Consider the following 18292-nt stretch of genomic DNA (forward strand, 5'->3'; position numbering starts at 1 on the left):
CCGGTGGGATCGGTGGGATTGATGGGCGGGTCGGTGGGATGGCGGTCGAACATCTTTTCCTCTCCTTAGTCATCACGCCGGGGGTTTGACACCCGCCGGCTGAACGTCTTTTCACGCTACCCACCGTTCGGGCAGTCGAAACGCAAACTGCCCGATTCCAAGGCGATTGCCAGTCTTGGCGCCTGCCAGGCCCAGGTGGGGGCCATCCTTTAACGCAACTCCACGTATACCCCCACCCCTATTTTTGACATACCCCCGGGGGTATGGTTTATGGTGGATTCAGACACCCCAACGAAAGGACATCCCATGCTTCTGGAACGCTTCTACGACGAAGACCTGGCACAGGCCAGCTACTTCATCGGCTGCCAGGCCAAGGGCGAAGCAATCGTCATCGATGCCCGCCGCGACATCTCCGAGTACCTGGCGCTTGCAGCCAAGAACGGAATGCGCATCGTTGCGGCAACCGAGACCCACATCCACGCCGACTACCTCTCCGGCACCCGCGAGCTGGCCGCAGCCACCGGCGCCACCACCTACGTCTCGGGCGAAGGCGGAGCCGACTGGCAGTACGGCTTCGAGGCCGAGCGCCTGATGGACAAGGACACCATCAAGCTGGGCAACATCACCGTGACCGCACGCCACACCCCGGGCCACACCCCGGAGCACCTGTCATTCCTCGTCACCGACGGCGCCTTCAGCGACCAGCCAGGCTACATGCTCTCCGGCGACTTCATCTTCGCCGGCGACCTGGGCCGTCCCGACCTGCTGGACGAGGCAGCCGGCGGTGTGGACACCCGCTTCGCCGGAGCCAAGGACCTCTTCGCCTCGCTGAAGAATGTCTTCCTGGAACTACCTGACCACATCCAGGTCTACCCGGGCCACGGCTCGGGCAGCGCCTGCGGCAAGGCACTGGGCGCAGTACCATCCACCACCGTGGGCTACGAGCGCAACTTCGCCTGGTGGGGCAGCTACCTGGCCAACAACGACGAGGAAGGCTTCATCGCGCAGCTGCTCGACGGACAGCCGGATGCCCACGCCTACTTCGCCCGCATGAAGCGCCAGAACCGCGACGGTGCCAAGGTACTCGGCACCCTGCCTGAGCTGGTCGAGTTCACCGCAGAGCAGATCATCGAGCAGACCGCAGCGAACGACGCGGTCTTCGTGGACACCCGCGGCCACGTGGCAGTGGCCGAAGGCACCGTCGCCGGCGCACTGGCCATCCCTGCCATTTCCAAGATGGCGAACTTCGGCGCCTGGGCCTTCGATCCGGAAGCCGACGACCGCCAGCTGATCCTCTTCGCCGAGAACCTGAAGGCAGCCGAGGAAATGCGCGACCACCTGATGCGCGTGGGCATCGACGCGGTCTCCGGCTACGCCACCACCCGCGAGGGCCTGCCGGCCTTCACCCCGCCGAGCGTGGACCCGGCCGATCTGGAGAACTTCGAGCACGCCCTGCTGCTGGATGTTCGAGGCCGCAGCGAATTCAATGCCGGAGCCATCCCAAACGCCAAGCACATCTCCGGCGGCCGCGCCCTGTGGGCCCTGGACGAGCTGCCTACCGACGGCAAGATCGTCACCTACTGCCAGAGCGGCCTGCGCAACTCGATCGTCGCCAGCGCCCTGCGCGATGCCGGGTACGACGTGGTCGAGCTGACCGGCAGCTACGCCGGCTGGGACGCCGCCATGAACAAGACCAACGCCTAACCCACCCCCACCACGAAGGAAACACCCCCAAGCATGAGCACCCCCATCGATGTCATGGACGCGCCGACCCTGAAGAAGCTGCTGGCTTCAGATGAGTCCGGAGTGGCAGTCCTGGACGTGCGCACCCCCGCGGAGTTCGAGACCGTGCATATCCCAGGCTCCTACAACCTGCCGCTGGACCTGGTGTCGGAACACGCCCATGATGTGACCCGCAAGCTGGGCAAGCAGATCGTGCTGGTCTGCCAGTCCGGCACCCGCGCCTCCCAGGCGCAGCAGAAGCTGATCGACATCGAGATCGAAGCCGGCAGCGTGCTGGAAGGAGGCATCGCCGCCTACGAGAAGTCCGGCGGCGAGGTGGTGCGCGGCACCCAGCGCTGGGCCATGGACCGCCAGGTCCGCATGACCGCAGGTTCGCTGGTGCTGCTGGGCTTCCTCGGCTCCAAGCTGATCAGCCCCAAGCTCGGCTACCTGTCGGCGGCCATCGGAGCGGGCCTTGCCTACTCCGCTGCCAGCAACTCCTGCGCCATGGCCAGCCTGCTGTCCAAGATGCCGTGGAACCAGGTCAGCACCGCCGGCAAGGCCAACCCCCTGGCCCAGATCCCCAATGCCGGGCAACTGCTGAACCCGAACGGCAAGTAGGAGGCGGCAGTGGAACCAATAATGATTCTGGTCCTGGCCCTGTCGGTTGTCGTCGGACTGACCCTGGGTCTGCTGGGTGGCGGCGGTTCCATCCTGATGGTTCCACTGCTCACCTATGTCGCGGGCATGGACGCCAAACAGGCCATCACCACCTCGCTGTTCGTGGTGGGTGTGACGTCGCTGGCCAGCCTGCTGCCGCATGCGCGAGCCCGCAACGTCCGCTGGGTCCCGGGCCTGGTTTTCGCTGCGGCAAGCATGAGCGGCGCGTTCCTCGGCGGACTGGCCAGCGCGGCCATTCCCGGCGCGGTGCTGATGGTGGCCTTCGCCGTCATCATGCTGGCCAGCGCCAGGAACATGATCCGCGGGCGGAAGAAGGGCTCCGGTGCCGAGGCCAAGGGCCGTTCGCTGCTGATGTACATTCCCGTCGGCCTGGTGGTCGGCCTGGTCACCGGCCTGGTGGGAGCCGGCGGCGGATTCCTCATCGTCCCGGCCCTGGTGCTGCTGGCAGGCCTGCAGATGAAGCACGCGGTAGGCACCTCCCTACTGGTCATCTCGCTGAACTCGGCCTCCGGCATGCTGGGGCACCTGAACTCCACCTCCGTCAACTGGCCGCTGACCCTGTCCATTACGGCAGCTGCGATCATCGGCTCGCTGATCGGAGCGCGACTGACCGCCATGGTGCCGGAGAAGAAGCTGCGCCGAGGATTCGGCTACTTCGTCCTGGTCATGGGCGTCTTCGTCCTGTCCCAGGAGCTGCCGCATCCGGCAGGACTCATCCTCGCCATTGCCGCCGCAGTCGCCGCGCTTATCTGGGTGCTCTGCACCAAGATCCCTGCGTTGGCCACGATCTGCCCCTGGCGCAAGGCCCCTGCTCCGCTGGCACCGGCTGCGGACTAGCTCACATCTACCCAAGGAGTACCCATGAAACCGCTAGAATTGACCGAGACGAACTTCGCTGAAACCGTCAAGTCCTCCCCCATGCTGCTGGTCGACTTCTGGGCAGCCTGGTGCGGCCCGTGCCGCAACTTCGCGCCCGTCTTCGACACCGCTGCCGGCCTGCACGAGGACGTGACCTTCGGCAAGGTCAACACCGAGACGCAGCAGAACCTGGCGGCCGCCGCCCAGATCACCTCCATCCCGACGCTGATGGCGTTCAAGGACGGCGTGCTGGTTTACTCCCAGCCCGGCGCACTGGACTCCCGCGGCCTGGAGGAACTGATCACGTCGCTGAAGAACCTGGACATGGAAGCCGTGCACGCCGAAATGGCCGACGCACAGAAGTCCCAGTCTTAATCCCGGGGTCCGCCCCACGGTCTTTTTCGAAATGGAGCACATCATGCGCAACGCAGACGACGCCACACGCAAGCGAATCCTGAACCGCTTGAAGCGGGCCCGTGGCCAGCTTGACGCTGTCATCAACTCGGTTGAGAACGACGGCAAATGCCGCGATGTGGTTACCCAGCTGTCTGCCGTGTCCACCGCGCTGGACCGCGCAGGATTCGCCATCGTCTCCTCGGCCATGCAGCACTGCCTGGTTGATCCGGAGAAGACCGCCGAAGCAGAAGACGGCTTGACCGTCGAAGAGCTGGAAAAGCTCTTCCTTTCACTTTCCTAGTATTTATGGCTTACAAGCCAGAGAAGGAGGCATCTCATGTGCCGACAGGTTTCATGCAAGAAGTGCGGCAAGACCACCTGGGCCGGGTGCGGCCAGCACGTTGACTCGGTCATGCGCGGCGTTCCAGCCCGCGACCGCTGCCAAGGCCACGAGAACGAGCCGAGCAAGGGCTTCTTCGGTCGCCTGTTCGGCCGCTAAACCCGGCCTATGCCCCCGTGCGGACCTCCACCCCGAGGTCCGCACGGGGCCGCTTCATTTAAGCGGTTTGCAAGGAGCAGGGGCGCGGCCCGACGACATAGTCAGCTCGCAGTTACCCTGCGCCCGCGTTCTTTGGAATAATCCGAAGCACTGACCAGGTGCGTGCCGCATGCCGGATGCCCGCAAGCGAAGGCGGCATTCACCGCAGGTCCCCGGATGAAACCCCAAAGGAAAACAAGCTCCATGACTGCAAAAATCCGTATTGGCATTGCCGGCTACGGCAACCTCGGCCGCGGCGTACAGGCCGCCATCGCGAAGAACCCCGACATGGAGCTGGTCGGCGTCTACACCCGCCGCGACCCGCAGGAACTGCAGCTGGCCAGCCCCGCGCCGCGTTTCGCCATCACCGAGCTGGAGCGGCACACCGATCAGATCGACGTGCTGATCCTGTGCGGCGGCTCGAAGTCTGACCTGCCGGAGCAGGGCCCGAAGTACGCCGCACTGTACAACACCGTGGACAGCTTCGACACCCACGCACGCATCCCGGAATACTACGAAACCGTGGACGCCCCGGCCAAGGCCGCCGGCAAGACCGCGCTGATCTCCGCCGGCTGGGATCCGGGAATGTTCTCGATCAACCGCGTCTACGGCGAGGCGCTGCTGCCCGACGGCGAGACCTACACCTTCTGGGGCCGCGGCCTGAGCCAGGGGCACTCCGACGCCGTGCGCCGCGTCCCGGGTGTCGCCGGCGGCGTGCAGTACACGATCCCCAGCCAGGAAGCCATCGACAAGGTCCGCGCCGGCCTGCGCCCAACGCTGAGCACCCGCGAAAAGCACCAGCGCGAATGCTTCGTGGTGCTCGAGGACGGCGCCGACGCCGAAGCGGTGCGCGAGGCGATCGTCACCATGGAGCACTACTTCGACCAGTACGACACCACGGTTGAATTCATCGACGCCGAGACCCTGGCCCGCGAGCATGCGGACATGCCGCATGGCGGATTCGTCATCCGCTCCGGCAACACCAGCGATGAGCAGAAGCAGGTCATCGAGTACTCGCTGGCGCTGGGCTCGAATCCCGAGTTCACTTCCAGCGTGCTGGTGGCCTACGCCCGGGCCGTGCACCGCATGAACCAAGCCGGTCTCACCGGTGCGCAGACCGTCTTCGACGTCGCCCCGGGTCTGCTCTCGCCCAAGTCGGCCGCGCAGCTGCGTGCCGAAATGCTCTAAACTCGCACCAGAGGATCACGCCATGCCGGCAACCGGCATGGCGTGGTCTGCTTAAGCTGCGGACCGTCCGCTCAGATCCGGATGTAGGCAGCGCCGTCCAGCTGCCCGGCGGCCAAGGCGACCACCGCCGAGGGCACCGTGCCCAAACCTTCCTGCAGGTCGTCAGCTGTGATGCCGTTGCGGCTCATGCCCAGTTCGCAGGCGAAAACCTGTGTACGGCTGGCCGGGTCAATGGGCTCGGCATCCTTGCGCACCCCGGCCAGCGCCTTGCCGTTCACGATGACGCTGATCCGGGCATCGGGCAGGGATTCGCCCAGCGTCGCGAGCGCCGCCACGGCCCGCGCGATGTCCTCCGGTCCCTGGGTGGCGTGCAGAAGCACGTGCCGTTCTGCTGGACCGTTCATCAGACGGCCTCCTTCGTTCGGAAAAGCCGCTCGCTGAGCCAGCTGCGCTCGTTTTCGTTCAGCGGCCGCGGGGTGAGCTTGTCCTCGGCGAGCGCCACCATGACGTTGCTGCCGTCGAACACGGGGGCTCCGTCCTGGAACCCGATATGCCGCACCACGAAGGACTTGGTGCCGATACGCTGGACACCGACCCGCACCATGACGCTGGAGGTGTAGTAGACCGGTCGCAGGTAGTCCAGGTTCATCGAGGCGACCACCAGCCCGTGGGGAAAGAGGTCCGACTCGCCATGGCGGCCCGACCAGCGGATCCGCGCTTCTTCCACGAGTGTCACCACGCGGGCGTTGTTCACATGTCCCAGGCTGTCCTGGTCGCTCCACCGCAGGTGGATTTCCACTTCTTCCCCGTCCTCGGGGAGATTTTCACTTCGACTCATGTGGCTCATTGCAACAAACATTCACTTTCTATGCATCTTCAATGACGTACTGCCGCATCCTTCTCCCAGGCTTCAATGGGCCCCGGGACCACGGTGAATAAGGGATGCAGGGGAATCTGCCCGACACCCAACGAGTCCAAGTAAGTCGCGCGCGGCGGGTCGCGCTGCTGCAGTTTGCGCAGCAGATGCTCCGCCTCGAATCCGATCTGTCCGGTGCTCACTGGCACAGAGCCCGCATGCTCCGGCAGTGCGGGGTACAGGACTTTGGCCGCGTCGAATTTGTAGCCACGCAGCTTCGCTTCTTCCAGCAACCCCTGCAGGTAGCCGCCGACGGTCTCCAGCGGGTCGGATTGCCCGCGCAGCCGGATCAGCTGCGGATGATTTGCATAGCCCTGGGTCTGGCCGGCGAGCACCTTCTGGGCCAACAGGCTTTCGCGCCAGCAGGCTACCAAGCCCTTGGAATCCAATAGGGACGGGTGAAGTGACCACAGGCGCATGCTTCAAGTGTAGTGTCGGCACCCCGCGCCACCATCTGGCCGATCCACCCGCATTTTCGCCGTTCAACCACTCTTCGATTGCCCGAGGGCCACCGGGCCCAGGTCGGCAACCGTCTGGGCGAAGGCCCTCAGGTCGCTGGCGAAGGCTTCGGGCTGTTCCATCGCGCCGAAGTGTCCGCCGGCTTCATGTTCGGTCCAGTGCACCAGCGGGAACCGCCGCTGGTACCACGCCCGGTGACTTGAGGATTTCTTGGGGGAAAATGCCAGCCCCGGTGGGGACCACGACCTCGCCGGCCGCCCCGGTCCCGTTTCGCAGCGCCAGGTACTGCTCCCGGTAGAAATGCATGGCCGAGGAAATCGTGTCAGTGAACCAGTACACGGACAGGTTAGCCAGGGACTTCTCCCAGCTCACCGCATGGCGCACGTCCCTGATGCCGTCGCGTTCGCAGTCGGTCCACTGGTAGAACTTGTCCAGGACCCAGGCGCACCATCCCGCCGGTGAATCGTTCAACGCGAAACCCAGCGTTTCCGGGCGGGTTTTCTGGATCTCGAAGTAGCCGCGGCCATCCAGCGCGTTGAATTCGTTGCCCTTGAGCCACTCCCGTTCGTGGTCCTGCACCAGGGCCATGGCATCCGGCACATCGCCCGGCGGGATTGGGTGCGTCAATGTCACATGCAGTCCCAGCACCCGCTGGGGATAGAGCGATGTGATGTGCGTGGCCAGCAGCGTGCCCCAGTCGCCCCCGTGCACGACGAACTGCTCGTAGCCCAGCTCCCGCATCAGCGCAGCCATCCGATGCGCGATACGGACCGGGGTCATCCCCGGTTCTCCGATCCCGGGAGAAGCCCCGAAGCCCTGCAACGACGGTGCCACCACGTGGAATGATTCCAGTTCCGCCGATTCCGGGGCGGACAGCTTCGGAATGACCTCGAGGAACTCGACGATTGAGCCAGGCCAGCCGTGGAGCAGCAGCACCGGGACGGCGTCCTCCTGCGCCGAGCGGGAGTGCAGGTGGTGGATTGGCAGCCCGTCGATGGACGTCAGGTAGTTGGGGAGCGCATTGATCCTGCGTTCGGCGTCCTCGAAGTCGAAGCCGTCGCGCCAGTAGTCCACCACGTCGCGCAGATAGTCCTGGTCGACTCCGAAGTCCCAGTTCTGCGCGGTGAAGCGCCGCGGCCAGCGAGTCTGTGCGATGCGGGTTCGCAGTTCGTCCACCGCGTTTGCCTCGAAGCGGAATTGATAGGGAATGCTCGGCATTCGGTGCACCTCTCGTGGACGGTCAGGGGCGCAGCCCTTGGGGCTGCGTCGTGCCAGCCTAGCGGCTGCCGCCGTTGTGGAGAGCTGGAATACCGGCTATCACGGTTCAAGCCGGCGCCGGCTTGACGCAGGCGCTCGGGCGGAAGCAGGGCATCCCGATACCTGGCGAAGGAACCGGCGCAACTTGGCGATGCAGTTGATGTCCGGCGCACCGCGGGCGCAGACCCGCCGCTCATTGCCCTCGCTGGCTCCGCAAAAAGAGAGAATCCGGCCAGGGCTTTCCGTCAGAAGATCAGTTTTGGGGAAATTCGATGATCTCGCTGCGGATCAGGAATCGTTTGCCTTCGGGAGCCTCGACGGAGAATCCCGAGCCGCGGCCGGCCACCACGTCGACGGTGAGCTTGGCGTGTTTCCAGTATTCGAATTGCTCCTTGGACATCCAGAAATCGATGTCGCCCAGGGCGCCGCCGGAGCCGTCGTCAAGGCAGAGCACTCCGAGCAGGACGTCGGATCCTCCGGTGCGGAATTCGCCGGCCGGATAGCACATCGGCGAGGAGCCGTCGCAGCAACCGCCGGACTGGTGGAACATCAGCGGGCCGTGGATGCCCCACAGCTTGCGCAGCAGTTGAAGGGACTCATCGGTGAAGGCGACGCGGGAAAATTCCTCACCGGCAATCGCCGCACGGGTTTCGGTAATCGTGCTCATGACTCGCTCCTCTGGTCTTCGGGATCACTGGCCTTGGCTTTAAGCTCAGTGTCCTCCAAACGTCTCCGGGAGTCCATGCCCCTGTGGCCCGGCAGACGATGTCATGCCGGGCCACAGGGATTTGGGGGGAGGTTGGGTTATTCGGTTGGGTTGGGTTGGTTAATCGGTTGGGGTTGGGGGTTGGATGGTTACTTGGTGTAGTCGATCACGACACGGCCATCGATCTTCGCATGGCGCATTTCGTCAAAGACCGCGTTGATGTCTTCCAGCGGGCGGGTGTGGAAAGTCGGCTTGATCTTTCCTGCCGCATAGAAGTCCAGCGCTTCGATCATGTCCTGGCGGGTGCCGACGATCGAACCGCGGATCGTCAGTCCCTTGAGGACGATGTCGAAAATCGGGGCCGGGAAGTCGCCGGCCGGCAGGCCGTTGAAGACGATGGTTCCGCCGCGGCGGGTCATGCCGATGGCCTGGCCGAAAGCCGCCGGGTGGACCGCGGTTACGAGCACGCCGTGGGTTCCGCCGATCTTTTCCTGGATCACGGTGGCGGGATCCTGCGCAAAGGCATTCACCGTGAGTTCAGCTCCGTGCTTGGTCGCAAGGGCCAGCTTGTCATCGGCCACGTCGATGGCGACAACTCGCATGCCCATGGCTACCGCGTATTGCACTGCGATGTGGCCCAGGCCGCCGATGCCGGAGATCGCAACCCATTGGCCGGGGCGCACGCCGGTCATCTTCAGGCCCTTGTAGACGGTCACGCCGGCGCAGAGCACCGGGGCGATCTCATGCGGGTCCGAGCCTTCGGGGATGTGCGCGGCGAACTTCGCGTCCACCAGCATGTACTGGCCGAAGGAGCCGTCCATCGAATAGCCGCCGTTGGACTGGGATTCGCACAAGGTCTCCCAGCCCGTGCGGCAGAATTCGCAGCTGCCGCACGCGCTGGCCAGCCAGGCGTTGCCGACGAGGTCGCCTTCCTTGACCTCGGTGACTCCTTCGCCGACCTTAACGACGGTGCCGACACCCTCATGGCCCGGGATCAGCGGAAGCTTGGGCTTGACCGGCCAGTCGCCTTCGGCGGCGTGCAGGTCGGTGTGGCACACGCCCGAGGCGATGAGCTTGACCAGGGCCTGGCCCGGGCCGGGCTCGGGGATCGAGGTGTCGGCTACTTTGAGTTCTTCGCCGAAGCCTTCAACAATGGCAGCTTTCATGGTGCTCATGGGAAAAGTCCTTTGCAGTGTTTTTCGAAGACCGGGGCCGGTCCCGGAGCTGGTGCTCCGGAACCGTCCCGAGCCTTCGGGGTCTGTGAAACTGTCGGTCGTGCGTGGGGATGGTGACAGGGGATGGGGGATGGGCTGCGTTGGGGTATCGCAGTTTAGAAGAAGCCGAGCTTGTCTTCCGAGTAGGAGACGAGCAGGTTCTTGGTCTGCTGGTAGTGATCCAGCATCATCAGGTGGTTTTCGCGGCCGATGCCCGAGGACTTGTAGCCGCCGAAAGCCGAGTGCGCCGGGTAGGCGTGGTATTGGTTGACCCAGACACGTCCGGCCTGGATGTCGCGGCCTGCGCGGTAGGCGGTGTTGCCGTTGCGGCTCCACACGCCCGAGCCCAGCCCGTAGAGGGTGTCGTTGGCAATGGCCATCGCATCGTCGTAGTCCTTGAACTTCGCCACCGAGACCACCGGGCCGAAGATCTCCTCTTGGAAGATGCGCATGTTGTTGGTGCCTTCGAAGATGGTCGGCTGCACGTAGTAGCCGCCGGACAGGTCGCCGCCCAGGTCCGCGCGCCCGCCACCGGTGAGCAGCTTGGCTCCCTCGGCCTTGCCGATGTCCATGTAGGACAGGATCTTTTCCAGCTGGTCGTTGGAGGCCTGGGCACCCATCATGGTGTCGGTGTCCAGCGGGTTGCCCTGCTTGATGGCCTTGGTGCGGACCACGACCTTTTCCATGAATTCGCCGTAGATGCTTTCCTGGACCAGCGCGCGCGACGGGCAGGTGCAGACCTCGCCCTGGTTCAGCGCGAACATCGTGAAGCCTTCCTGGGCCTTGTCGTAGAAGGCGTCGTCCTTGGCCGCCACGTCCTCGAAGAACACGTTCGGCGACTTGCCGCCGAGCTCCAGGGTGACCGGGATGAGGTTTTCCGAAGCGTACTGCATGATCAGGCGGCCGGTGGTGGTCTCGCCGGTGAATGCGATCTTGCGGATGCGCTTGTTCGAGGCGAGCGGCTTGCCGCACTCGACGCCGAAGCCGTTGATGACGTTCAGCACGCCGGCCGGAAGCAGGTCGCCGATCAGTTCCATCAGCACCAGGATCGATACCGGGGTCTGCTCGGCAGGCTTCAGGACGATCGCGTTGCCGGCGGCCAGCGCCGGGGCGAGCTTCCAGACGGCCATCAGCAGCGGGAAGTTCCACGGGATGATCTGTCCGACAACACCCAGCGGCTCGTGGAAGTGGTAGGCGGTGGTGTTGTCATCGAGCTGCGAGAGGCTGCCTTCCTGGGCGCGGATAGCGCCTGCGAAGTAGCGGAAGTGGTCCACTGCCAGCGGCAGGTCGGCGTTGAGGCATTCGCGGATGGCCTTGCCGTTGTCCCAGGTTTCCGCGACGGACAGCATTTCAAGGTTTTCCTCGATGCGGTCTGCGATGCGGTTCAGGACCAGGGCACGGTCCGCCGGGCTGGTCTTGCCCCAGGCCGGTGCCGCCGCGTGCGCCGCATCCAGTGCGGTTTCAACGTCTTCGGCGGTGGATCGTGCGACCTCGCAGAACGACTTGCCGGTAACCGGGGTGATGTTTTCGAAGTACATCCCCTTGGCCGGAGCAACCCACTGGCCGCCGATGTAGTTCTCATACCGCGACTTGAAGTTGACCAATGCTCCATCGGTGTTCGGGTTTGCGTAGATGCTCATGGCTGCGTGACTCCTTCGTCTCTTCGCTTCGTGCCGGTGGCTGGATGCCTCGCCGTCCTGGCATGTGACTCTAGTCACATAAACGTTGCAAGAAGGTTGCACAACGTTGCAACGCTGCACAGCGGTGTCAGGGAGTGCACCGGATCCACGACATGGCCCGACCCGCACTCCCCGCGGCAAGCGCCGTGGCATCGGGCCGTGTTGCGAAAAATACGCGAACGAACTCCGGGATCGACTACCCGTCCAGCGCTTCAATCTCGGCGACAACCAGTGAACGCGCCGGCGAATCCAGCGGCAATTCACGCAGGGCGGCCAGCAACAGTTGAGAATCCGCGCTCTGCCTTCCAAGCCGCAGCAACTGCTGTGCGGTGCCGCGATCCAGCACCATTTCCCGCAGGGCAATCTGCGCGCGGTAGCGAAGCGCAACGATGCCAGGGGCCTGCGAGCGCACGAGGATCTCGGCGGGATACAGCTGCAGTGCCCGTTCCAGATCGCCCTCCTCCATGGCCTGCCAGAGCATGGTCAGCGTGGTTTGCAGTTCCCATTCCAGGCGGTAGGGGCGTGCGGCGATGCGGCGGTCAGGCGAATCAGCGAGCGCCTTGCGCAGTCGCACCAGCTCGGAGCGCAGGGTCCCTTCGGAAGCATTGTCGGGCTGCTCGAAAAGCTCTTCGACCAACTGGGCGCTGTTCAGTCCGCGCGGATGGGCCGCAAGTATGGTCAGGATCTCCGCATGGCGTAGGGACAACGGCTTGCCGGAAAGCCGCGGGCCGTCACTGGCGCACAAATCGAGGAAATCCTCATCCGCCCGCTCCTCAGCCAGTGACGGAAGAAGCAGCTGCCCCTCAGCCGCAGCCACCGCCGCCTGAAGCAGCGGCAGCGAATGCACGGCAATCGCATCAGCACCGCCGGTCAGATCAACCGCGCCGATGATGCGGCCGGTCCGCGGGTTGCGGATCGGCACCGCGGAACAGTTCAAGTGGTGCACGTGCTCATAGAGGTGCTCAGCGCCGGAAACCTGGACGCCGCTTCCCGTCGCAAGCGCCAGCCCTGGAGCCGACGTGCCCACCGAAGATTCGCCCCAGTTCGCGCCCGCGCTGAACCCGACATTTTCAGCGCCGTCCATGGCTCCGTGGTTGCCGGCAACCCACAGCAGCGTCCCCTGCGCGTCGGCAAGGGCCACCAGAAGATTAGCGTCGCTGGCGGCGGGAACCAGCAACTTTTCGAAAACAGGCCAAATGCGCTGCAGTTCGCTGCGCTCCCGCGCCAGACGAAGGCTGTCGTCGCTGAGCATCGAGGGATAGCTGAATTGCGCAGGGTTCGAGAGGGATCGCCGCCACGACTCGCGAACGACGTTCCTCAATGGAAGCGCGTCAAGGTCAGCCAGATGCGACCCCAAGAGCTCGTGCGCTTTGCGCGCTTGGCTCGCCGCAGCCGACCAGTCCATGCCAGTTTCGCCCACCGTGACTCCAGATACCTGTAAAAATTCAGCGTAACGCAGGTCACTTTCCCATGCGTACCTTACACACTAGGGCATGCGGGTGGGGATTTGTAGTGATCATCCTGTTGATCCGGTCCACGGCCCCTGGAACTCCGCGCACGAAACGGCGGCGTCGCCGCTGGTCGGACGCGATCCATAGGAGACTTAACACCTTGCATAATAGGTGATTTATCTCCCCTTTAAACACAATGCTGGCTCCGGGGAACTAATTCGATCCGCCCCCTTCCCTCTGGCGCGCAGCGGGAGTAATATACAACCAAATGGTTGTATATGAGTTGAGCGATGAACAGGTAAACAAGGTCTTCCGCGCCTTGGCAGACGCCACACGACGAGACATCGTGCGGCGGACGTTAAGCGCCGAAGTGCGCGTGAGCGACCTGGCCGCGGCCTACAACATGTCGTTTGCCGCGGTGCAGAAGCACGTGGCCGCCCTTGAAGCGGCGGGCCTGGTTACCAAGATCGCACGTGGCCGCGAACGCATCGTCCGCGGCCAGCCGGACACCATCCGACACGTCCAGGAACTGCTAACCGCCTACGAGGACATCTGGCGTCAGCGCATCAGTCGGCTCGATGACTTCCTCGCAGATGAAACCGACTAAGGATTTCGCCATGCCTGTCACCTCCGTACTCAAGGACCCGGAAACGCTGACACTGACCGTTCACGCCAATTTCCCGGTTCCCGTTTCCCGGCTCTGGGATGCCTATCTCGACCCCCGCCAGATCGAAAAGTTCTGGGGCCCGGTTGAATACCCTGCCACCTTCACGCGCCACGACGGCGCGGTCGGAGGCCGGAGCAACTACTACATGACCTCGCCTGAAGGCGAGCAGTTCCACGGATACTGGATCTGGAACGAGGTCGTCGAGCACAAGTTCTTCGAGGTCACCGACGGTTTCGCCCATTCCGACGGATCAGTGAACGAAGACCTTCCCGCCACCCGCACCGTCTTCAGCTTCGACTCCCACGAGGAGGGGTCCAAGCTGACCATCACCGCCAACTTCGACTCGGCCGAGGAGCTCGAGCAGGTGGTCGCCATGGGCATGATCGATGGCACGCGTTCGGCCATGAGCCAGATCGAGCAGGTGCTGATCGACCTGCGCAACTACGCGCAGACCTTCGCCACCGAAGCCCAGCTGCTTTCCGACACCCAGGTGCGCGTCAGCCGCCTCATCCGCGGCACCCAGGAGCAGGTCTGGCGCGCACACCACGATCCGGAGCTCATGAAGCGCTGGCTGCTGGGCCCCGACGGCTGGCAGATGACCGAATGCATCCTGCCCAAGGAGGTGGGAGACAGCTACCGCTACTGGTGGGAGCCGAATTCCGGCGTCGAAGGCCAGGGGTTCGGATTCGCCGGCGTTTGCCTGTCCAGCACCCCGCGCAGCTTCGAATCCTTCACCGAGCAGATGATCGACACCGACTACCCGGCAACAGTCAATGAAACGACGTTCACCCCGGTGCAATCAGGCACCCTGCTCAGCCTGGTCATCACCTACCCCGACGCCCAAACCCGCGACATGGTGCTGGCCACCGGAATGATCGAGGGAATGGAGGCCAGCTACGCACGCCTTGAATCACTGCTCTGAGCGATACGCCCCACAATCGCGATAAGGGCCGGGGCAAATGTGAAACACTTAGTGTCATGAGTACCCACAATGTGCGCGCAGGCCTGGACAAGCAGGCGAATCAGGTTCAGGAAATGTTCGACAATCTTGCTCCAAAGTACGATCTGCTCAATACCCTGATGACCGGCGGCATTGTGAACTACTGGCGCAAGATCACCACCGAGGCGATCGCCCCGAAGCCCGGAGAGCGCATCCTGGATCTGGCAGCCGGCACCGGTACCTCGTCCGTGCCGTTGGCCAAGGCCGGCGCGCGCGTGACCGCGTGCGACATGTCCCACGGCATGCTCGCCGAGGGCCGCAAGCGCTACCCCGAGCTGGAATTCGTCTACGGCGACGGCCACGATCTGCCATTCGAGGACAACACCTTCGATGCGGTGACCATCTCCTACGGCCTGCGCAACATTGACGACACCGAGAAGGCGCTGTCCGAGCTGCACCGCGTCACCAAGCCCGGCGGACGCATTGTGGTTGCCGAGTTCTCCACCCCAACCGTAACCCCGCTCAAGGTCGCCTACCAGCAGTTCCTGCCGCGCGTGATTCCAGCCCTGGGCTACATGGTCTCGCCGAATCCTTCGGCGTACGCCTACCTGGCCGAGTCCATCGCCGCCTGGCCGGGCCAGGAAGAGCTGGGCCGCAAGTTCGTCAACGTGGGTTGGAAGAACGTCGAGTACCGCAACCTGACCGGCGGCATCGTCGCGGTGCACCGCGCGTGGAAGTAAGCTGAACAGCAAGTTGTGAATCGGGGCGTGCCTGGCGGCACGCCCCGATTTTTTCTGTCCAGCTCCACGGCCGGGTGCGCCTGTTACACTCGAAACCATGGATCTCATCTGCGCATAGCCTCGAACAGTCTCGCGCCCCATTCAGCGGCGCACGTTCATTCACGGCTTCCGGTGCAGATTTCCGTTTCTCCGGTTCCCCAGCTGTTGCCACGAACCCTCCAACGACGTCTTTTCCCGGTTGCCTCCTCAGACTTCACAGGAGCCACCATGGCCTTGACCCCACCCATCACCCTGGCCTCCCTCAGCTTCTGTTGGCCGGACGGCGAGCAGGTGCTCTCCCAGCTTGACGGCACCTTCCCCGCCGGCGCCAGCGGCTTGATCGGTGCCAACGGCAGCGGAAAATCCACCCTGCTCAAGCTGATCGCCGGGCGCCTGGCCCCCAGCTCCGGACAGGTTTCGGCGGCTGGCGACGTCGCCTACCTGGCGCAGAACATCACCCTGCAATCGGACGCAACGCTTGCGGACCTGCTGGGCATCGCCCCTGCCTACCGCGCGCTGCAGGCCATCGAGGCGGGCAGCGTCGCCCCGGAGGATTTCGACGCCGTCGGCTCCGACTGGGACCTTGAAGCCAGGATCCAGGCCGAGCTGACCCCGCTGGGCTTCGGCGGCCTGGACCTGTCGCGCCGGGTCGACGAGCTGTCCGGCGGCGAAACCATGCTGCTGGCGGTCCTCGGGCTGCGCCTGGCGCGCAAGCCCGTCACGCTGCTCGACGAGCCGACGAACAACCTCGATGGCCAGACCCGGCAGCTGCTGTACGGGCTGCTGCGCACCTGGCCCGGAACACTCGTCGTAGTGAGCCACGACCTGCAGCTGCTGGAGCAGATGCAGCACACCATCGAACTGCATCACGGACAGCTGCGCTTCTTCGGCGGCCCGTACAGCCTGTACCAGGAGCAGCTGGCGACCGAGCAGCAGGCGGCGCTGCAGGCGGCCAAAACCGCCAGCTCCGCGCTGAAGGTGGAAAAGCGGCAGCGCGCCGAAGCGGAGACCAAGCTGGCGCGCACCAAACGCAAGGGCCGCGCCGAACAGCTCGGCGGCAACATGCCGCGCATCCTGGCCAACTCCCTGAAGCAGAAGTCCGAGGCGAACGCCGGCAAGACCCGCGCCCAGTACGAGGCGAAAATCGACGCCGCGCAGCAGCACGTCGACCAGGCGCAGTCAAGGATCAGGGAGATCGAGCACATCAACCTCGAACTTCCCGATCCCGGGCTGCCGGCCGGGCGGCGGGTGCTTGAGCTGGACGACGGCACCAGCTGGCATCTGCTGCAGGGCCCCGAGCGCGTGGCGCTGACCGGCCCCAACGGCGCGGGCAAGAGCACGCTGCTGCGGCAGCTGCTCTCCGGAGCCGAGCCCTCCGACGGGATCAGCGGGACTCTGCATGTGGACCGGGTGGGCTACCTGCCCCAGCAGCTGGCGGGACTGGACGATACGCTCAGCGCCCTGGACAACGTCCAGCGCGCGGCTCCGGACGTCCCCTCCGGGACCATCCGCAATACGCTGGCCCGGCTGCTGCTGCGCGGCGCCAGCGTCGACCGCCCGTTGGGAACCCTCTCCGGAGGCGAACGGCTGCGCGTCTACCTGGCCTGCCTGCTGGTAGCGGTTCCTGTGAATCAGCTGCTGATTCTGGACGAGCCCACGAACAATCTGGACATCGACAGCGTGCGCCAGCTGGCCGAAGCCCTGAATGCCTACCGCGGCGCCTTGCTGGTAGTCAGCCACGACCAGGACTTCCTCGCGCAGCTGGGACTGGACTACGCGCTCAGCCTTGATTCCGCGCGGAATCTGGCCAAGGTCGAGGTCCCAGGGGCGTGATTCATGCAGGAAGCCCGCGTAGACTTGAATAAAGCACAACGCCCAGGACCGAAAGCAGTTCAACCATGTCCTACCCGCAGCGCACCGTAGAAGTCGTCGACGCCGGCTTGGTCATCGACCAGTCCGCCACCTTGCTCTGGGAGGATATCCGACGAGCTTTCATCTACGACGCGGGGACGGAAGCCGAGGATCTGACCTGCGCCGAGTTCCACCTGGCCGAGGGCTACAGCGTGGAAATCAACAGCCAGATGCCCGGCTGGGCCCACGCCATCGAGCACCTGCCGGCACGCATCGACAACCTGGTCGACGAACGCTGAGCACCGCCGCGGCCCCGCTGGACCGCGGCACCCCCGAATTCCGGCTCGCATCGAGCCGATCCTAGGAGTTTTCCCATGGCAACCATTGTTTTATTCCACCACGTCCAGGGCCTGACCCCGGGAGTCCAGGCAATGGCCGCGGAACTGCGGGCCGAAGGGCACACCGTGCACCCGGTGGACCTGTTCGCCGGCAAGCTTCCCAAGGATCTGGAGGCTGGCATCCTGCTGGCCAACAAGGTCGGCGAGGACAAGATCCAGCAGCGCGTGGACAAGCTGTTCAAGAACCTGCCCGACGAACTGGTCTACATCGGCACTTCCTGGGGCGCGGCCCTGGCCCAGCAGTGCGCGCAGCAGCGTCCGGGCGCGCTGGGCGCCGTCCTGCTCGAGTCATTCGTGGACCTGGATGCCGAATGGAGCTTCGGCCCCTGGCCGACCGCCGTGCCGGTGCAGATCCACGGCATGGACAACGACCCGTTCTTCGCCCGCGAGGGCGACCTGGAGGCGGCCGAACGCTTCGTCAACGACCAGGGCGAGGGGCTCGCGCAGCTGTTCACCTACCCCGGCGACAAGCACCTGTTCACCGACAGCTCGCTGCCGTCCCACGACCCGCAGGCTCGCGCGCTGGTCATGGAGCGCATCAAGAAGTTCCTGGCCGACATCTAGGGCCATCAACCTGCCCGGCAATTCCCCC

At 64.6% G+C, this 18292-nt stretch carries 20 protein-coding genes and 1 pseudogene; 13 read left to right on the forward strand and 8 right to left on the reverse strand.

Going from position 1 to position 18292, the window contains the following annotated elements:
• The first annotated feature begins 306 nt into the window (after positions 1-306).
• The 7 genes from DFO58_RS17815 to DFO58_RS17845 all read left to right on the forward strand — a co-directional run bounded on the left by DFO58_RS17815 (position 307) and on the right by DFO58_RS17845 (position 5383).
• Positions 307-1704 (forward strand): MBL fold metallo-hydrolase, encoded by a 1398-nt coding sequence (locus tag DFO58_RS17815; RefSeq protein ID WP_120991908.1) that lies wholly within the window; start codon positions 307-309, stop codon positions 1702-1704.
• A gap of 33 nt (positions 1705-1737) precedes the next feature.
• The gene (locus tag DFO58_RS17820) at positions 1738-2343 is read left to right on the forward strand and encodes a rhodanese-like domain-containing protein (RefSeq protein WP_183043261.1); all 606 of its coding nucleotides are present in this window, start codon (positions 1738-1740) and stop codon (positions 2341-2343) included.
• Between the two features lie 9 nt (positions 2344-2352).
• A complete protein-coding gene (locus DFO58_RS17825) occupies positions 2353-3240 on the forward strand; it encodes a sulfite exporter TauE/SafE family protein (RefSeq protein WP_120991909.1) in 888 nt (295 codons plus the stop codon).
• 24 nt (positions 3241-3264) lie between these two features.
• Positions 3265-3636 carry a thioredoxin gene (gene trxA, locus DFO58_RS17830; RefSeq protein WP_047117689.1) on the forward strand — a complete coding sequence of 124 codons (372 nt, stop codon included), beginning with the start codon at positions 3265-3267 and terminating at the stop codon, positions 3634-3636.
• Positions 3637-3679: 43 nt separating this feature from the next.
• On the forward strand, positions 3680-3958 hold the full coding sequence (locus DFO58_RS17835; RefSeq protein WP_047117752.1) for a metal-sensitive transcriptional regulator: 279 nt from the start codon (positions 3680-3682) through the stop codon (positions 3956-3958).
• A 36-nt stretch (positions 3959-3994) separates the two neighbouring features.
• Entirely contained in the window at positions 3995-4156 is a 162-nt protein-coding gene (locus DFO58_RS17840; protein WP_113608018.1) for a hypothetical protein, read from the forward strand.
• 243 nt (positions 4157-4399) lie between these two features.
• Positions 4400-5383: a diaminopimelate dehydrogenase gene (locus DFO58_RS17845; protein WP_047117688.1), complete on the forward strand. Its 984-nt coding sequence runs from the start codon at positions 4400-4402 to the stop codon at positions 5381-5383.
• Between the two features lie 71 nt (positions 5384-5454).
• On the opposite strand, the gene DFO58_RS17850 is transcribed toward DFO58_RS17845, so the two are convergent.
• The 8 genes from DFO58_RS17850 to DFO58_RS17885 form a co-directional block, all read right to left on the reverse strand.
• Positions 5455-5787 carry a hypothetical protein gene (locus tag DFO58_RS17850; protein WP_047117687.1) on the reverse strand — a complete coding sequence of 111 codons (333 nt, stop codon included), beginning with the start codon at positions 5785-5787 and terminating at the stop codon, positions 5455-5457.
• Positions 5787-6221, reverse strand: a complete 435-nt coding sequence (locus DFO58_RS17855) for a thioesterase family protein (RefSeq protein WP_047117686.1) — start codon at positions 6219-6221, stop codon at positions 5787-5789. The genes DFO58_RS17850 and DFO58_RS17855 overlap by 1 nt, the downstream gene beginning before the upstream one ends.
• A 38-nt stretch (positions 6222-6259) precedes the next feature.
• Positions 6260-6718 carry a pyrimidine dimer DNA glycosylase/endonuclease V gene (locus tag DFO58_RS17860; protein ID WP_047117685.1) on the reverse strand — a complete coding sequence of 153 codons (459 nt, stop codon included), beginning with the start codon at positions 6716-6718 and terminating at the stop codon, positions 6260-6262.
• 184 nt (positions 6719-6902) lie between these two features.
• Positions 6903-7976 carry an epoxide hydrolase gene (locus DFO58_RS17865; RefSeq protein WP_120991910.1) on the reverse strand — a complete coding sequence of 358 codons (1074 nt, stop codon included), beginning with the start codon at positions 7974-7976 and terminating at the stop codon, positions 6903-6905.
• Positions 7977-8268: 292 nt separating this feature from the next.
• Positions 8269-8682 (reverse strand): DUF779 domain-containing protein, encoded by a 414-nt coding sequence (locus DFO58_RS17870; RefSeq protein WP_120991911.1) that lies wholly within the window; start codon positions 8680-8682, stop codon positions 8269-8271.
• A gap of 188 nt (positions 8683-8870) precedes the next feature.
• Positions 8871-9896, reverse strand: coding sequence for an alcohol dehydrogenase AdhP (gene adhP, locus DFO58_RS17875; RefSeq protein ID WP_047117683.1), 1026 nt, complete (start codon positions 9894-9896; stop codon positions 8871-8873).
• A gap of 155 nt (positions 9897-10051) precedes the next feature.
• On the reverse strand, positions 10052-11575 hold the full coding sequence (locus DFO58_RS17880) for an aldehyde dehydrogenase family protein (protein ID WP_120991912.1): 1524 nt from the start codon (positions 11573-11575) through the stop codon (positions 10052-10054).
• Between the two features lie 235 nt (positions 11576-11810).
• Positions 11811-13034, reverse strand: a complete 1224-nt coding sequence (locus DFO58_RS17885; protein WP_120991913.1) for a GAF domain-containing protein — start codon at positions 13032-13034, stop codon at positions 11811-11813.
• A gap of 299 nt (positions 13035-13333) precedes the next feature.
• Here DFO58_RS17885 and DFO58_RS17890 point away from each other — a divergent pair, with 299 nt between their 5' ends.
• The 6 genes and pseudogenes from DFO58_RS17890 to DFO58_RS17915 form a co-directional block, all read left to right on the forward strand.
• The gene (locus tag DFO58_RS17890) at positions 13334-13672 is read left to right on the forward strand and encodes a metalloregulator ArsR/SmtB family transcription factor (protein ID WP_120991914.1); all 339 of its coding nucleotides are present in this window, start codon (positions 13334-13336) and stop codon (positions 13670-13672) included.
• A gap of 10 nt (positions 13673-13682) precedes the next feature.
• Positions 13683-14654: an SRPBCC family protein gene (locus tag DFO58_RS17895; protein WP_120991915.1), complete on the forward strand. Its 972-nt coding sequence runs from the start codon at positions 13683-13685 to the stop codon at positions 14652-14654.
• A gap of 56 nt (positions 14655-14710) precedes the next feature.
• Positions 14711-15412, forward strand: coding sequence for a class I SAM-dependent methyltransferase (locus DFO58_RS17900; RefSeq protein WP_053797159.1), 702 nt, complete (start codon positions 14711-14713; stop codon positions 15410-15412).
• A 267-nt stretch (positions 15413-15679) separates the two neighbouring features.
• Positions 15680-17284, forward strand: a complete 1605-nt coding sequence (locus DFO58_RS17905; RefSeq protein WP_120991916.1) for an ABC-F family ATP-binding cassette domain-containing protein — start codon at positions 15680-15682, stop codon at positions 17282-17284.
• Between the two features lie 65 nt (positions 17285-17349).
• On the forward strand, positions 17350-17601 hold the full coding sequence (locus DFO58_RS17910) for a hypothetical protein (protein WP_047117676.1): 252 nt from the start codon (positions 17350-17352) through the stop codon (positions 17599-17601).
• Between the two features lie 66 nt (positions 17602-17667).
• Positions 17668-18264 (forward strand): annotated as a pseudogene (locus DFO58_RS17915) (dienelactone hydrolase family protein); the annotation flags it as partial.
• Positions 18265-18292 lie beyond the last annotated feature (28 nt).

This window comes from Arthrobacter sp. AG1021, assembly GCF_003633665.1.
Lineage (GTDB): Bacteria > Actinomycetota > Actinomycetes > Actinomycetales > Micrococcaceae > Glutamicibacter > Glutamicibacter soli.

Bases quoted from the DNA above. Each gene is read 5' to 3' on its own strand.
- DFO58_RS17870 (WP_120991911.1), bottom strand. From the start codon at position 8,682: ATGAGCACGATTACCGAAACCCGTGCGGCGATTGCCGGTGAGGAATTT.
- DFO58_RS17855 (WP_047117686.1), bottom strand. From the start codon at position 6,221: ATGAGTCGAAGTGAAAATCTCCCCGAGGACGGGGAAGAAGTGGAAATC.
- DFO58_RS17820 (WP_183043261.1), top strand. From the start codon at position 1,738: ATGAGCACCCCCATCGATGTCATGGACGCGCCGACCCTGAAGAAGCTG.
- DFO58_RS17840 (WP_113608018.1), top strand. From the start codon at position 3,995: ATGTGCCGACAGGTTTCATGCAAGAAGTGCGGCAAGACCACCTGGGCC.
- DFO58_RS17890 (WP_120991914.1), top strand. From the start codon at position 13,334: ATGGTTGTATATGAGTTGAGCGATGAACAGGTAAACAAGGTCTTCCGC.
- DFO58_RS17895 (WP_120991915.1), top strand. From the start codon at position 13,683: ATGCCTGTCACCTCCGTACTCAAGGACCCGGAAACGCTGACACTGACC.
- DFO58_RS17865 (WP_120991910.1), bottom strand. From the start codon at position 7,976: ATGCCGAGCATTCCCTATCAATTCCGCTTCGAGGCAAACGCGGTGGAC.
- trxA (WP_047117689.1), top strand. From the start codon at position 3,265: ATGAAACCGCTAGAATTGACCGAGACGAACTTCGCTGAAACCGTCAAG.
- DFO58_RS17845 (WP_047117688.1), top strand. From the start codon at position 4,400: ATGACTGCAAAAATCCGTATTGGCATTGCCGGCTACGGCAACCTCGGC.
- DFO58_RS17910 (WP_047117676.1), top strand. From the start codon at position 17,350: ATGTCCTACCCGCAGCGCACCGTAGAAGTCGTCGACGCCGGCTTGGTC.
- DFO58_RS17815 (WP_120991908.1), top strand. From the start codon at position 307: ATGCTTCTGGAACGCTTCTACGACGAAGACCTGGCACAGGCCAGCTAC.
- DFO58_RS17905 (WP_120991916.1), top strand. From the start codon at position 15,680: ATGGCCTTGACCCCACCCATCACCCTGGCCTCCCTCAGCTTCTGTTGG.
- DFO58_RS17900 (WP_053797159.1), top strand. From the start codon at position 14,711: ATGAGTACCCACAATGTGCGCGCAGGCCTGGACAAGCAGGCGAATCAG.
- DFO58_RS17860 (WP_047117685.1), bottom strand. From the start codon at position 6,718: ATGCGCCTGTGGTCACTTCACCCGTCCCTATTGGATTCCAAGGGCTTG.
- DFO58_RS17835 (WP_047117752.1), top strand. From the start codon at position 3,680: ATGCGCAACGCAGACGACGCCACACGCAAGCGAATCCTGAACCGCTTG.
- DFO58_RS17880 (WP_120991912.1), bottom strand. From the start codon at position 11,575: ATGAGCATCTACGCAAACCCGAACACCGATGGAGCATTGGTCAACTTC.
- DFO58_RS17850 (WP_047117687.1), bottom strand. From the start codon at position 5,787: ATGAACGGTCCAGCAGAACGGCACGTGCTTCTGCACGCCACCCAGGGA.
- adhP (WP_047117683.1), bottom strand. From the start codon at position 9,896: ATGAGCACCATGAAAGCTGCCATTGTTGAAGGCTTCGGCGAAGAACTC.